At 40.5% G+C, this 15,548-nt stretch carries 15 protein-coding genes; 14 read left to right on the top strand and 1 reads right to left on the bottom strand.

Annotated features, from left to right (window positions below):
- Window positions 1-20 precede the first annotated feature (20 nt).
- The 13 genes from HPK16_RS04510 (at window position 21) to HPK16_RS04570 (ending at window position 14,603) form a co-directional block, all read left to right on the top strand.
- A complete protein-coding gene (locus HPK16_RS04510; RefSeq protein WP_181675820.1) occupies window positions 21-707 on the top strand; it encodes a hypothetical protein in 687 nt (228 codons plus the stop codon).
- A 33-nt stretch (window positions 708-740) separates the two neighbouring features.
- Complete coding sequence (locus tag HPK16_RS04515; RefSeq protein WP_181675821.1) at window positions 741-1,418, top strand: YveK family protein; 678 nt, start codon at window positions 741-743, stop codon at window positions 1,416-1,418.
- Window positions 1,415-2,089, top strand: coding sequence for a CpsD/CapB family tyrosine-protein kinase (locus tag HPK16_RS04520; RefSeq protein ID WP_181675822.1), 675 nt, complete (start codon window positions 1,415-1,417; stop codon window positions 2,087-2,089). The genes HPK16_RS04515 and HPK16_RS04520 overlap by 4 nt, the downstream gene beginning before the upstream one ends.
- 26 nt (window positions 2,090-2,115) lie before the next feature.
- Window positions 2,116-3,183: a UDP-N-acetylglucosamine 4,6-dehydratase family protein gene (locus HPK16_RS04525; protein ID WP_181675823.1), complete on the top strand. Its 1,068-nt coding sequence runs from the start codon at window positions 2,116-2,118 to the stop codon at window positions 3,181-3,183.
- A 20-nt stretch (window positions 3,184-3,203) separates the two neighbouring features.
- Window positions 3,204-4,541 carry a nucleotide sugar dehydrogenase gene (locus HPK16_RS04530; protein WP_181675824.1) on the top strand — a complete coding sequence of 446 codons (1,338 nt, stop codon included), beginning with the start codon at window positions 3,204-3,206 and terminating at the stop codon, window positions 4,539-4,541.
- Window positions 4,538-5,788, top strand: coding sequence for a lipopolysaccharide biosynthesis protein (locus tag HPK16_RS04535; RefSeq protein ID WP_281368012.1), 1,251 nt, complete (start codon window positions 4,538-4,540; stop codon window positions 5,786-5,788). The genes HPK16_RS04530 and HPK16_RS04535 overlap by 4 nt, the downstream gene beginning before the upstream one ends.
- 11 nt (window positions 5,789-5,799) lie before the next feature.
- The gene (locus tag HPK16_RS04540; RefSeq protein WP_181675826.1) at window positions 5,800-7,089 is read left to right on the top strand and encodes a hypothetical protein; all 1,290 of its coding nucleotides are present in this window, start codon (window positions 5,800-5,802) and stop codon (window positions 7,087-7,089) included.
- Window positions 7,064-8,182: a glycosyltransferase gene (locus HPK16_RS04545; RefSeq protein WP_181675827.1), complete on the top strand. Its 1,119-nt coding sequence runs from the start codon at window positions 7,064-7,066 to the stop codon at window positions 8,180-8,182. Before HPK16_RS04540 ends, HPK16_RS04545 begins: the two co-directional genes overlap by 26 nt.
- Before the next feature lie 12 nt (window positions 8,183-8,194).
- Window positions 8,195-9,373: a glycosyltransferase family 4 protein gene (locus HPK16_RS04550; protein ID WP_181675828.1), complete on the top strand. Its 1,179-nt coding sequence runs from the start codon at window positions 8,195-8,197 to the stop codon at window positions 9,371-9,373.
- Complete coding sequence (locus HPK16_RS04555; protein ID WP_343064797.1) at window positions 9,370-9,972, top strand: sugar transferase; 603 nt, start codon at window positions 9,370-9,372, stop codon at window positions 9,970-9,972. The genes HPK16_RS04550 and HPK16_RS04555 overlap by 4 nt, the downstream gene beginning before the upstream one ends.
- Window positions 9,973-9,989: 17 nt before the next feature.
- A complete protein-coding gene (locus tag HPK16_RS04560; RefSeq protein ID WP_181675829.1) occupies window positions 9,990-11,126 on the top strand; it encodes a DegT/DnrJ/EryC1/StrS family aminotransferase in 1,137 nt (378 codons plus the stop codon).
- Window positions 11,127-11,147: 21 nt separating this feature from the next.
- Window positions 11,148-11,855, top strand: a complete 708-nt coding sequence (locus HPK16_RS04565; protein WP_181675830.1) for a tyrosine-protein phosphatase — start codon at window positions 11,148-11,150, stop codon at window positions 11,853-11,855.
- Between the two features lie 69 nt (window positions 11,856-11,924).
- Window positions 11,925-14,603: an LPXTG cell wall anchor domain-containing protein gene (locus HPK16_RS04570; protein WP_181675831.1), complete on the top strand. Its 2,679-nt coding sequence runs from the start codon at window positions 11,925-11,927 to the stop codon at window positions 14,601-14,603.
- Window positions 14,604-14,730: 127 nt separating this feature from the next.
- Here the strand turns inward: HPK16_RS04570 and HPK16_RS04575 are convergent, their stop codons facing one another.
- Window positions 14,731-14,880: a lmo0937 family membrane protein gene (locus HPK16_RS04575; protein WP_181675832.1), complete on the bottom strand. Its 150-nt coding sequence runs from the start codon at window positions 14,878-14,880 to the stop codon at window positions 14,731-14,733.
- Between the two features lie 116 nt (window positions 14,881-14,996).
- Between HPK16_RS04575 and HPK16_RS04580 the strand changes: the two genes are divergently transcribed.
- On the top strand, window positions 14,997-15,482 hold the full coding sequence (locus HPK16_RS04580; RefSeq protein WP_181675833.1) for a GNAT family N-acetyltransferase: 486 nt from the start codon (window positions 14,997-14,999) through the stop codon (window positions 15,480-15,482).
- The last annotated feature ends 66 nt before the right edge of the window (window positions 15,483-15,548 follow it).

A 15,548-nucleotide genomic window follows, 5' to 3' on the forward strand; every position in this document is an offset into this window, starting at 1 on the left:
ATAGAGAGAGGAATCAACAAATGAAAAAGATAGTAATTGCAACATTATGCGTCGGCATCCTAGCGATTGGAGCAGGATGTAGCCATACAAGTGATAACGAATCAAAAGAAACAAAAACAGAAACCACAGCGAAAGCAAAAGAAGAAACAAAAGAAGTAAAGGCTGAAACGAAAGCAAAAGAAGAAACAAAAACAGAAGTGAAAAAACCAGCAACAACAGAAACAAAACCTAAAACCACAACAGCAGCACCAAAAAAAGAAGCAAAATCCGAAGACACTACGAAAACAGAAGAAAAAACACAAACAGAAGCAAAAACACCAGCGAAAACAACACCAAAACCAGCAACAACAAACACAGCCTTAACAAAAACAATTTCTGGTGTGGAATTAACAATCAAAGATGTGACAGAAATCCCATCTGGCGAAAAAGCAGATGATCAACCCATCTTGAAGATTAGCGCACATATTAAAAATACAACTGCTTCACCGAAATTTTTCGATAGCTTAGGTATGGATGTTTATAATAAAGCAGGCAAAAAACTGAAATGGTACCCTTCTACTAACTTTGCAGGTTCACTAGATCCACAAAAAGAAACAGATGGTGATTCATTCTACGTATCGTCTGGTGAAGGCCCATACAAAATTGTTTACACAGATTTGGATAGCCCTTCCAATAAAGCAACATGGACGAACATAAAAGCAAAGTAACAAAGGGAATATAAAAAGTAATAGGAGATATGTATGAACAACAGAATTGATTTAGCATCTGTGCTTAACATTATCAAACGTAAATTTTATATTCTACTCATTTGCATTGCAGTTTCGGTGGCGGCAATCGTTGGTCTCACTTACATGACAGTGGAACCAACGTACAAAGCCTCCACAGAAGTACTTATTGAGCAAAGTCAAATGGAGAATAATCAGCAGACACAACAAGATCAAACGAGCACGCAACTACTAAACACGTACCTTGTTATTATCAAGAGTGCGTCGATCACGAATGAAGTCGCGAGTAACCTCAGCTTTGAAATGACTCCGAAACAAGTAAGTAATAGTCTAACCGTTGAGAACGCCTCGGGATCTAAAGTTATTTCTATTATTGCAACAGCAAGCTCACCAGAACAAGCGACAGAAATCGTCAACGAAACAACAGAAGAACTAAAAACCGCAGCCCCAGACATTTTGAAAAACAGTTCTGTTATCGTCTTAGAAAAAGCGGCTGTTGGAAATAGCAAGACGCCGGTAGCGCCAAATTACAAAACAATCGGCGTATTAGCAGTATTTCTTGGTCTATTTGTAGGCGCATTTATTATCTACCTTGGTCAATTATTGAACGCGAGAATTCGCACGAAAGATGATGTGGAAGCATTAACTGATTATCCTGTATTGGGTAAAGTAAGCAAGGTGAAAAAACGATGAGTAAGAAAAGAAGAAAAGATGATACGAACTTAAAAGATTTAAGTGTTAAAAATACAGAAGAGTTAAAGATGATACGAACGAATATTGGTTTTATTAATAAAGACATCAAAACGATGATGTTTACTTCCTATTCTCCGGCAGAAGGGAAATCGACTTTGATAGGCGTCATGGCAGAAGTTTTTGCGCAACAAGGCAAGAAAGTGCTAATTATCGATGCGGATTTTAGAAGACCGACACAAAATAAGAAATTCAAATTATTAAACCAAGCTGGACTCAGTACCTACCTTCAAAGAGGTGTTGATGAGAGTTGGGAAGGCCTGGTCCAAGATACACTTTTCAAAGATGTCTATTTATTGCCAGCTGGTCCAATTCCTCCCAATCCGACTGAATTAGCGGATAGCGATAAGTTTAAAGAAATGCTAGAGCAAGCGAAAGAAATATTCGATCTTGTACTCATCGATGCACCGCCAGCAGGTATTTCCGATACTAAAATTCTATCGAGTCGTGCAGAAGGCGTTGTATTCATCGTAGAAGACAATCGAGTGAAAAAAGCGCAGTTCCAAAACGCGCTAGAAGTATTAGAACAAGCAGGTGCGAACATTCTTGGTATCGTACTGAATAAAGTGAAGCGAAGTAAAAAAGATTCCGCATATTATTATTATAATTATTAATGCGAAATGAAGAGGAAGTGTATGTATTGCCCATTTCAAAAGAAGCGTTGCAAGTGATTATTGGTAGGCCGATTAGAGATATTGCAGCACCGAATTTTCCGAACGAATTAACGGATAAGACGATCCTTGTAACCGGGGCTGGCGGAACGATTGGCTCAGAAATTTGCCGACAACTAGTACCATACAAGCCGGAACATATTATTTTGTTTGGACATGGCGAAAATAGTATTTACCAAATCGGCAAAGAGCTAGCGCAAGAGTATCCCGATCAAAGGCACACGAAGGTTATTGGCGATGTGCAGAGTAAAGAAGACATTGAGCGTGTGTTACAAAGATTTCCTGTCGACATTATCTACCACGCAGCGGCGCACAAACACGTACCGCTGATGGAAGAAAATCCATATGTTGCTGTGATGAATAATGTCGTTGGCACGAAGAACATTGTCGATATGGCAGATGAGTATCTTGTCGACAAATGCATCATGGTTTCAACAGATAAAGCCGTTTCCCCAACGAGCACGATGGGAGCGACGAAGCGTATTGCCGAAACGATTGTAGCGAATAAAAGCGAAACGAGTAAAACATGTTTTTCGACCGTTCGATTCGGAAATGTTTTGAACAGTCGAGGTAGTGTTATTCCACTTTTCCAAGAGCAAATTGAGCGTGGTGGCCCGATTACGATTACGCATCCGGATATGGCACGTTATTTTATGACCATCGATGAAGCGGCTGATTTAGTCGTTCGCGCGAGTTTTAGTGCTAAGGGTGGCGAAATATTTGTACTCGATATGGGCGATGAAGTAACGATTTTAGATGTCGCAAAGCGCCTGATTGCGCTGAATAATAAGCCGAATATTGAAATTATTTTTAGCGGTATTCGTAATGGTGAGAAGTTAAATGAAGATTTGATGGAAGAAGCTGAGAATGCTGTCAAAAATGAAGAATTAAACGTTTTTATCGGTAAAGCTTTGACTGGTAATGAGGAAGAAATAGCGACGTTAATCCAAGAAGTAAAACAAATGGATGATAGTGAGATTATAAAACGATTGCTTAGTTTAGCGAATTCAGTACAGCAATTGGAAAAAATTCAGTAAATGTGGAGGCAATTTAAATAATGATGAAAGAACTTTTAGCAAATAAAATTGAAAATAAAACAATGACGGTGGGAGTAATTGGTCTTGGCTATGTCGGACTTCCCCTTGCAGTAGCGTTTAGTTCTGCTGGTTATCAAGTTGTTGGGTTTGATATAGATACAGAGAAAGTGAGTCAGCTAAATAACGGGAATTCTTACATCATTGATATTAGTGATGACGCATTGAAAACGGAATTAGCAAGTGGCTTCCAAGCGACAACGGATTTTAGCTTACTTGCTGAGATGGATGCGATTAGTATTTGTGTCCCGACCCCGCTTACGAAGGCGCAAACGCCAGATATTTCATATATCGAGAGTGCCGTAAGCCAAATTAATACGTACAAACGTCCAGGCCAGCTGATTACCCTTGAAAGTACGACATATCCCGGTACGACTGAGGAATTGATTGAACGAATTTTCGAGCAAGAAAGTTATGTTGTTGGTGTGGATTACTTCTTATGTTTCTCCCCTGAACGTGTTGATCCAGGTAACCCTGTCTATAATACGAAAAATACCCCGAAAGTAATTGGCGGCACAACGTTTGCTTGTACGGCGCTAGGCAAGAAATTATACGAACAAGTTATTCCAAATATGGTGGCGGTATCGTCTCCGAAAGTCGCGGAAATGAGTAAGCTAATCGAGAATACATTCCGCAGTATTAATATCGCTTTTGTGAACGAATTGGCGATGCTTTCCGACACGATTGATGTGGATGTATGGGAAGCGATTGAGGCGGCTGGCACGAAACCATTCGGCTTTATGAAATTCCAACCGGGCCCAGGAATCGGCGGACACTGTATCCCACTTGATCCGATGTACTTGAGCTGGAAAGCAAAAGAATCGAACTTTTACAGCAGCTTCATTGACTTGGCGCAAGAGATTAATCGCTTGATGCCGGAAGTCGTGATTGAAAAAGCGAACGATACGCTGAATACGGCGAAAAAGGCGCTAAATGGTTCGCGTGTATTATTACTCGGCGTGGCGTATAAGCAGGATATTGACGATGTTCGTGAATCGCCAGCGCTTGAAATCTACGAATTGCTACAAGAACGTGGCGCAGTGGTAGACGTGATGGATCCATTTGTTGCTACTTTCCGTGATGCGCATGGTAATACCGTGGAAACAACGAACGATACGGCGTACGGTGATTATGATTTAGCGATTATGTTGACGCCGCACAGTGCCTTTGATCTTCCAGAAATCGCAGCAAAAAGCCAACTCGTTTTGGATACGAAAAACGCCTTTAATGCTATCGAAGCGACGAATGTCTACACGATGGGTAAAATGGCGAAAAATAAACAAGTTCCTGTATATAAATGAATAAGCAGTCTTCTTTCTTGAAAAATTTCCTCGTGCTTTTCTCGGGGAATACGATGGCGCAAGTAATTGTTATCGCGGTATCGCCAATCTTGACCCGATTGTATGCACCAGATGATTTTGGAATGTTTTCTGTATACAGTTCGATTTTAATTGTGCTTTTAACTTTCTCGTCGCTCTGTTTAGAGAAGGCGATTCCGATAGAAAAAAATCAGCGTAACGTTGTGCAACTTGTTTATATAAGCTGCATAACAATTAGTATTGTTGCTATTTTGAACACCGTGTTGTACGCCGCTTTTGATTGGTCGTTATTTACCGTATTTCAAGTGAAAACGAATATTTGGTTGCAGCTACTGTTATCGTGTGCGTTAGTTTTTGCAGGTGTGTATCAGGTGCTGAGTTACCAAGCTATCAGACAGAAGGAATATCGCGAAATAACGGCTTCAAAGATGGGACAATCATTCGGTACAGCGGGAGGTCAAGTTGGCTTAGCGTTTGTACCGGGAATGTTCAGCGGCTTAATTATAGGTGACGTGATTGGGCGCTTTTTCGGCCTAGTTATGTTGACGCAACGTTTCTTAAAGACAAACCCACTACAAAAAATCAGACCAAAACGCATGAAATATTTATTATGGAAATACCGGGAATATCCTTTGTTCTCAACACTTTCAACACTGTGTAATAGTTTATCGTTGCAACTCGTGATTTTATTGCTGATGAGTTTTTACGGCTCGGAAGTGGTTGGTTATTATTCACTGACACAAAAAGCGATTGGAGTGCCGATAACATTGATTGGTATCGCGATTTCGCAAGTGTTTTATGGGGAAGCCGCCGAGAAAGGCAAGACGGATCGGGCTTCGGTATATGCACTTTACATGACGATTATTAAGCGATTGAGTATGGTCGCTGTTCCGGCAATCATCGTGCTAGTCTTTGTGGCTCCTTCATTATTTGGATTTGTGTTTGGTGAAGAGTGGACGAGATCAGGAGAATTTGTGCAGTATGTTTCTTTCTTGTTTTTAGGACAATTGATTTTCATGCCGGTTTCGCAAGTGTTATACGCAACGGGGCATCAGAAAATGCAGCTGATGTGGGATGTTGGTAGATGTATTATCGTTTTTGCAGGCATGTATTTGCTGCATATGATGGGAGCAAGTGTCGAAGTTGTATTAATCTATTTTGGTACTGTGATGGGACTCAGTTATTTTGTTTTAGGGTACATGGGATGGCTTGTTTTACGGACAAAGTAAAGGAGTAATCAATGAAAGTTATTCAATATTTTTTAGTATTCATCTATGTATTATTGCTTCACGTGTCATACGCGGACTTTATTTCACCCAATTTTGCTTATCTAGGCTATACGATGGGTTCACTAGATTTTGTGAGTTTCGCGTTGTCATTGCTGATGATTTTCACTCCTTTACTAGTCGCTAAAGTGGCTGTGACGGAGCCTTCGGGAATATTTTTCTGGATTATTTATGTGATTGTTTATATCCCAGTTTTATTGATTCCAAATTATTTGTATGGTGTAGTGCCACTTGCGAATTGGATAACGAATTTTATGTTGTTGGGTTGCCTGTTTCTTTTGTATTCTGTGGCTTCTTGGCGAATGTTATCGATTCCGGTTTTGAGAGTGCGAGCAACTTTTGCAAAATGGCTGTATATCGGGATGACAAGTGCCCTGTTTTTATATATTTTAAGTGTTTCTGGCGTTCATTTGAAGCCGCCTGTTGATTCGGAAGATATTTATGCAGCGCGTTTAGGATTTCGTGAAAATACATCGCCGATTATGGGTTATGGGATGCAGTGGCTTGCGAAGGCACTGAATCCGGTGCTTGTTATATACGGCTTGCTGGAGAAGAAAATCTTTTTTGTTTTATTAGGTTTCTTTATGCAGTATCTACTTTTCACGACAAATGGATTGAAATCTACCTTGATGTCGACAGCGTTACTTATTTTAGTGTTTGTGGCGTTGAGAATGAAAGGGAAGTATTTTTCGCTACTGTTTGTAGGCGGGATTTCGATGATGTTATTGATAAGTATTGGCTATGATTACATGACTTCAACGTTTGAATTAACAAGTTTACTATCACGTAGAATGATTTTCACGCCAGGTTTATTGATGAATTACTATGTGGATTTCTTTTCTCAACATGAACAAATGAGGCTTTCTTACAGTTTTCTGAGCGGTATTTTTGAGAATCCATATGGTATTACACCGCCGTTTATTATTGGAGAAACGTACTTTAACCGTCCTGATATGGCGGCGAATGCGAATCTGTTTGCAGATGGTTTTGCGAACTTTGGTTATATCGGCATTGGTGTGTATACATTCGTTGCGGCGATTATTTTATGGGTGTACAACAGCTTGGCGAAAGGTGCGTATAAAGCGTTTGGTATGTTGCTGATTGTTATGCCGGTTTGGAGTTTGACTGATACGTCACTGACAACGGTATTTTTAACGCATGGTTTACTGCTAGCGATTATTATTATGTACATTTTACGTGGGATTGGAGGAAAAGGCTTTGGCGATAAAAGTGCTAAACATTAGTTCGGTTCATCCTTGGAGCGACACGCGGATATTCTTTCGGACGGCGACATCGATTGCGAGTCAAGAAGATGTGGAAGTAACGCATATTGCGGTGGAGAACGGCGTGGAAGTTGGCGCTGTAGCTGACAATATGGAAGTGATTACGATGCCGAAACGAAGCATCCGGAGCCGTTACAAAAATTGGCGATTACTGAAAAAATACATCGAAGAAAAGCAACCAGACATTGTTCATTTTCACGATCCTGAGTTATTACTTTTAGCTCGGTGGATGAAAGAGAAGCTGTATCCTTCTCCCGTTTGTATTTATGATATGCATGAAAATGTGCCAGCTGTCATTGGTTCAAAGAAAATAATTCCTAGCATCTTTCGCAAAAGGGCTAAGAAAATGTATGTGCGTTTTGAGAAGAACTTGCTGGATTACGTGGATGGTGTTGTTTTTGCGGAGGAGCATTATAAGCAAAACTATCGCTGGTTAGATCGTCGTAAAGTGGATGTGTATAATTATCCAGCGATTGCGACGGATCATTTGCCAGCGGTCGAGAAAGCGGATGTATTCACTTTTGTGTATATCGGCAGTATTTCTGAGTTGCGCGGCGTTCGAGTGATGATTCGCTTGGCAGAAAAACTTTCTAAGGTGAGGCAGGATTTCAATATTCGCGTTATTGGGCCGAATGCAACTGTTTTTGAAGAAGAAGCAAAAGCTGCGGGTGTATCGCAATACATTACCTTTGAGGGTCCGAAGAAATTTGATGAAGCTTTTGAAGTGTTGCGGAAATCACACGTTGGGCTGTCCTTATTACTGGATAATCCGAATTTTTATGGATGTAAGCCGACGAAATGTATGGAATATATGGCAGCGGGAATTCCGTTTTTGATATCTGATTTTTTGATGCAGGAAGATTTGAAGCGTTATCCATGCGGTTTATCGGTGAACATGAAGGATGAAGATACGGTCTTGAAGCAAGCATTGTATCTATTAGAAAATCCAGAAGAAGCACAAAAATTAGGTGACGTTGGATTTAAAGCTTTTCAGGCCGAATATAATTGGCAGTCGGAAGAGCAGAAATTACTGTCATTTTACAATAAATTTTAGGAAGTGACCTGTTTGAAAATCGTTTATTTACATCAATATTTTAATAAAGATAAAGGCAGCACGAGATCATATGAGATTGCTAAACACCTTGTTTCAGAAGGTCATGAAGTCACAATGATTACAGGAAGTGATGTGGAATCGTGTGATGGCATCAAGATTATCTCAACAAAAACAAGTTATAACCAAGATTTTGGTTATTTGAAACGAATATTCTCTTTTTTATCGTTCATGATGAAAAGTTTTATATACGCATTACGCGAAAAAGACGTGGACATTGTTTATGCAACGTCGACACCTTTAACGGTCGGATTAGTTGGCAAATGGGTCGCACGGTTCAAACGGACGAAACTGGTTTTCGAAGTGCGAGATGTATGGCCGGATGTGCCGATTAAATTAGGTATTATTCAAAATAAATGGATGATCCGTATGTTGTATCGTATGGAAAAAAGTATATATAAAAAGGCGAGTACGATTATCGCTTTATCAGAAGGTATGAAAGACGACATTGTCGCGAAAGGCATTGCTTCAGAAAAAATAGAAGTCATTACTAATTTTGCGGATGTGAATGCATTTGCAGAAATAACAGAAGACGAAAAAGCAGCAATTTATGCGAAATATCCTCGTTTGGAAGGGCAGTTTGTTTGCCTTTACGCAGGAACGCTTGGTTACGTGAATCACGTGGAGTATGTGCTAGAAATAGCTCGTCTGACCAAAGCCAAGCACATTTCGTTCGTGATTGTTGGTGATGGTAAGGAAAAAGCGAAGTTAGTACAACAAGCGGAAGCGTATGGGTTACGAAATGTCCAATTTGTGGACGGTGTTTCAAAACGTGAAGCGATGGCTTGGATGGCTGTAAGCGATATGGGAATGTGTTTTGTGCGAGATGCTGAGGTATTGGATCGCAACAGTCAGAACAAACTGTTTGATTTCTGGGCAGCTGGGAAGCAAACGCTCATTAACTATCATGGTTGGCAAGATCGAGTTTTACAAAAACATGCAGCGGGCCAAGGCTTTGAATATAGCGAGAAAGCACGTATGGCCGCACATGTGGAAGCGATGAGCCTAAATGAAGAGATATGCGATAAAGTATCCACCAATATTTCTCTATTAGCCAAGAAGTACCAAAAGGAAACCCAAATTGCACAACTTGAAGTACATCTGAAAAATGTATTAGGGGAGACGGTAGTGTGAAAAGAGTAGGAGACATGTTCGTTGCTTGTGTGATGTTGCTAATCTTAAGCGTGCCTATGTTGTTGTTGCTATGCATCACGACATGGAAATTCAAAGAGCAGCCAATTTTCACACAAAAACGAATCGGAAAAGACGGTCGGATTTTTAAAATTTATAAAGTGAAAACAATGCGTACGTTAGTTGCCGCGAATGGTCAAACGTTATCTGATGCGGACAGAATGACTGCTTTTGGACACTTTTTAAGACAAGCGAGTCTAGATGAGTTGCCGCAATTAGTGAATGTTTTGCTAGGCGATATTAGTTTTGTAGGACCGAGACCGCTTTTGCCAGAGTATCTAGAAGAATATACAGATGAGCAAAAGCGTCGCCATGAAGTGTTGCCAGGGATTACTGGATGGGCGCAAGTGAACGGCCGCAATAATATTTCATGGGAAGATAAGTTCAAGTTAGACGTCTGGTACGTGGATCATAAAAATGTGTTTTTAGATATGAAAATAATGATTTTGACGGTTATCAAAGTAGTGAAACGAGAAGATATATCCAAAGCTGGTTTTGTGACGACAGAAAAGTTCACGAAATCGGAAATTATTAAGGAATGAAGTTAGGAGCATAATGAATGACTAAAATATTTCTTTCCCCGCCGCATATGGGTGGTACTGAAAATCAATATATCCAACAAGCTTTTGAACAGAATTGGATTGCGCCACTAGGTGAGAATGTCGATATGTTTGAGACAGCAATTCTAGATTATACAGCAGGTGAACATGCCTTAGCGCTAAGTTCAGGGACGGCGGCGATTCACTTGGCTTTGTTGACGATGGGAATTGGCACAGGTGATAGTGTATTTTGTTCGACATTAACGTTTGCAGCGAGTGCGAACCCGATTACGTATGTTAACGCGACACCTGTTTTTATCGATTCTGATGAGGAGACGTGGAATATGTCTCCGGAAGCATTGCGCCTGGCTTTGGAAGATGCGAAAACGACGAATAATCTGCCTAAAGCGGTGATTATCGTTCATATTTTAGGGCTAGCTGCGAAATTAGACAAACTAGTAGCAATTTGCAAAGAGTACGGTGTTCCAATCATTGAAGATGCCGCGGAGTCACTCGGAAGTACTTATCATGGCAAAATGACAGGAACATTCGGCGAAATGGGTATTTTCTCGTTCAATGGCAATAAAATCATGACGACATCGGGCGGTGGGATGTTGCTTACGAATAGTAATGAAGACCGCGAAAAAGCTTTTTATTATGCGACGCAAGCAAAGGAACAGGCTCCGTATTATTTGCATCTTGAAATTGGCTACAACTATCGATTGAGCAACATTTTAGCTGGAATCGGTAGAGGTCAAATGGAAGTGCTAGCTGATCATGTGGACAAACGCCGGGCGATTTTTGATAGATATTCAGATACTTTAGCGGATTTGGAAGGCGTTTCGATGATGCCAATATTACCAGACACAGCGCCGAATTGCTGGTTATCTGCGATCAGACTCGACTACTCGATCATATCAAAAAGTACGAAAGAAATTGTCGCGTACATGCAAGAAAGAGATATTGAAGCACGAATGATGTGGAACCCGCTTCATAAACAGCCATCATTTTCAGAAAGTCGCTGTTACCAAGTTGGAGAAGAAAATATTAGCGAGAAGTTATTTGAAGAAGTATTATGTTTGCCATCAGGATCAAGTATGACGGAGGCTGAACAAGCTCGAGTTTTGGAAGCATTAGTAGAGATTTTAACAGCATAATGGAATGAAGGTGGGACAACGATGCGAATTGTAGACGTGCACAATCATATATTACCGGGATTAGACCACGGAGCCAAAACAGTTAGAGACAGCATCAAAATGGCGACACAAGCAGTGAAGGACGGCGTTGACATTATTATCGCAACGCCGCAAAGTAGCCGTCAAAACGGTTGTAATTACGAGCAAGTGAAGCTAGCTGTGGATATTTTTCAACAAGAATTGAATCGCTATGAAATACCATTAGTTATATTGCCGGGGCAAGAATTGAAGTATGATATGGCCTGGTTTGCTTCCAATTTAGAGCAAGCGCTGGAAAAAAGCCGCCAATATTGGCTCATTGATATCGGAACAAAAGAGATTCCCACAGGTATCGAAGGAGTTGTATTTCAGCTAACGATTAACAAGCAGCTACCAGTTGTGTCGCATCCAGAGCTAAATGCGACATTTCAAAAACATCCAAGGCTACTAGAAGAATACATACTTCGCGGCATGCTAGCACAGGTAGAAGCAGGGAGTTTTCTCGGTAAGAACGGTAGGAAAGCGAAGAAATTAGCGTGGGCTATGCTAGAAAAAGATCAAATTTTTGTCATAGCTTCTGGCGCTCACGATCATATAAAAAAGAAAAATAATTTAGTAGAAGCCTATGATAGGATACAGAAAAAATTAGGCACAGAAACAGTTCAAATGCTACAAAAAAATGCAGCTTATCTCGCGGATACTATTCAATAAAGGGGGTGAATTTTACTTAGTTTCAGAGATGCATGAAAAACAAGTAAATGATAGAAGGGGTAGTTAAATTTGAAGAAAAACCTTATTTTTAGTGTGATTTTTGCGGTACTATTTAGTAGCTTTATGCCGGGGAGTTTCGCGTCAGCTGCTACAACAGACCATTCCATAAAAACATCTTTAGTGAGTGCGGATGGGTCTGAGGTAACGCATACAATCATGATGGATTTAGAGAAAAAGAAGAGAGAAAAGAAGCTAGATTTAGTTATCGTTCAAGATTTGTCAGGTAGTTTTAAAGGTTCCTATCCGCAAGTAGCTGCCAAGTTAAATGACGCGCTAGATTTGTTAGACCCAGTTGTGGATAGAACGCAATTCATGGGTTACACAGGGCTTAAGACAGATGATACGAATTATCCACTGTATAACGATCCTAGAGCAGACCTAAGTATTTATAACGCTGGCCAAATTTCAGAAGGTTATAATGTACTATTGAAAGGTGATCTTACATCCGACATCTCTGCGACAAAAAGTATGATTAGCGAAGTCGCGACTAAAGATTTATTTGGTCGTTCAACGCCAACCGCTTATGGTATTGATCAAGCATTGAAAGCATATCAACAACAAACAGGACCAAAAGATCCGAATAGAGAAACATTGTTCCTAGTTGTAACAGATGGTTTCCCAAATGGTGATATTAATGGAACGCCATTGACGCCAGCTACATCGATGCTTCCACTTTTAGGCCCAACAACTGGTATTATTGCAGCACTTAATAATATCAATAATGCGGGATATCAGACTTCATTTGGACTTTGGCAAGAAAAAGCATCCATAGTGGACGAGTGGGGACAAATTTCTTATGATAACTACAATAATTACATCAATGATAATATTCCGAATGTCGTGACTCGACCAGAGTTTTTCCTAAACATGACAACAAGTGAAAATAGCATTGAAGAGTTTGCAGCGTATGTGCGTGATATTGTTTTGACAAATATAAATGAACAACTTAGCGTAGAAGAAAATATTGCGAGCAGATACACATACGTAGCCGATAGTGCCGTAATTAAAGATGCATCAGGAAATACTGTCGCAGTACCAGCACCATACAACAAACCGACTGTAACGAACAACAAATTCGAGTGGAACTTAGATGCCTTACCAGAAGGTCAATACACGCTTTCTTATCAAGTTAAAGGTCCAAACCCTGTGAACGAAAAACCAGTTTTAACAGGTGAAGACAAAACAGTACCATTCAATAGCGCGTTTGATCCATTGAAAGACATCACTTTTTCAGCGACAGATAAAGAATCAGGTAATTTAACATCAAGCGTTACTGTTAAAGAAAACACAGTAGATACTTCAAAAGCAGGCGTTTACAAAGTTGTCTATGAAGTAACAGATACAACAGACGGTATCGCAACAGGCATACACAATGTGATCGAAAACGGTAAAATTACGTACAGAGATGCTTTATTGCAAACATTAAAACCATTAGATTACACATCAACAGTAGCACCAAACACAGTAACGACAGAAGTCCAAGTAACTGTACTAGCACCAGAAAGCGTTCCTGTGATTGATGGAAAAGACCAAATTTTCTACGTAGGGGACAGCTATGATCCAAGAGCCGACATGAGTGCTACAGATTCCATAGATGGCGACCTTACAGACAAAGTAACAATCAAAGAAAATACAGTAGATAACACAACACCAGGCGTATACAAAATCGTCTACGAAGTAACAAATAGCTTAGGCAAAACAACAACAAGAGAAATCAAAGTAACAGTCCTAAGCCGTCCAACAATCGACGGAAAAGATCAAGTTATCTATGTAGGCGATGAATACGATCCAAGAGCAGACATGAGCGCATTTGACTTGAAAGATGGAGACATCACAAGCAGCGTAACAATCAAAGAAAACACAGTAGATAACACAACACCAGGCGTATACAAAATCGTTTATGAAGTAACAAACAGTGTAGGCGAAACAGCAACAAAAGAAATCAAAGTAACAGTCCTAAGCCGTCCGACAATCGACGGAAAAGATCAAGTTATCTATGTAGGCGATGAATACGATCCAAAAGCTGATATGAGCGCATTTGACTTGAAAGATGGAGACATCACAAGCAGCGTAACGATCAAAGAAAACACAGTAGACAACACAACACCGGGCGTATACAAAATCGTTTATGAAGTAACAAACAGTGTAGGCGAAACAGCAACAAAAGAAATCAAAGTAACAGTCCTAAGCCGTCCAACAATCGACGGAAAAGATCAAGTTATCTATGTAGGCGATGAATACGATCCAAGAGCAGACATGAGCGCATTTGACTTGAAAGATGGAGACATCACGAGCAGCGTAACAATCAAAGAAAACACAGTAGACAACACAACACCAGGCGTATACAAGATCGTTTATGAAGTAACAAACAGCGTAGGCGAAACAGCAACAAGAGAAATCAAAGTAACGGTATTGAGTCGTCCAGTAACGATTGACCCTGTAACACCAGTAGAACCAACACAACCAGTAAATCCAGTAAAACCAATCGTTCCTGTAGATCCAAGCCAACCAGTGCCACCAGTAAAAGCACCGGTAGTTACAACAACAGTGAACCCTCCGCAGAACATGACGGTGGTAGAAGCGCCTAGTCAAGAGCTTCCAACAACCGGAGATACTTCAAATGGATTAGCAGTTCTTTTTGGATTATTGCTAACGGCATCAAGTATTGTCATTTTCCGCAAGAAATAATGAATAAGATAATGTAACACTATTTTTAAGAAATCCCCTGTAGAGCGAATCCATGCATCTACAGGGGATTTTTTGCATTGAAAAAGGCTATCCTGTCACCTCTACAGCAACAAAATAGCCCGATTCCTTATCCCATCCCCGTAATCAAATTCCAAACCAATAAAATCACAGCGACAACCAACAGAAGATGAATCAATTTCCCACCGATACGTAGAATTAATCCAAGCACCCATAACACAAATAAAACCACAATAACCGTCCAAAGAATTCCTGCCATATGTACCCTCCTCAAACTATGCCGTACCTATCTTTACCACTTTGCAAAAAGGTGAAACATCCGAACGAGCTATGCTACAATAAAAATGATAAATCGACTGAAAAGGAATGATAAAAATGGCCATTCTAATCACCGCGCAGACTGAATCCGACATCACCGAGCTCTGGGAAATCGAAAAAAGCGTCATGATAAAAGGAACCACGCCACACGTTGTTAAAGAAACCGACTACGAGCAATTCAAAAAAGACACGATGACGCAAAACATGTTAGTCGCCAGAAACGAAGGCGGCGCAGTACTTGGCTCGCTCATTTACCACTATCCAGGATCAGCACCATCCCGCCAAAAACAGTGGCTTTTCGGCATCGCCATTTCCGAAAAAGCACAAGGCCAGGGCGTTGGCAGAAAACTCATCGAACAATTATTTGAACTCGGTCAGCAAAACAACATTGGCAAAATCGCCATGCGCGTCATGGGTGCCAACACGAACGCGATCCAATTTTACGAGCACCTTGGTTTCGAGCAGGAGGCCCATTTTAAGCGGGAATTCTGGATAGACGGTGAATGGATGGACGACTATCAGTTCGCGTATTATCTGGATTAATGAAGCGAAAGCAGATAGATTCCAGCGATGTTTGTAGTTATATCGATGCTTCATCTTTTTCGAATA

Source organism: Paenilisteria rustica, from assembly GCF_013820765.1.
In the GTDB taxonomy this organism is placed as follows: Bacteria; Bacillota; Bacilli; order Lactobacillales; family Listeriaceae; genus Listeria_A; species Listeria_A rustica.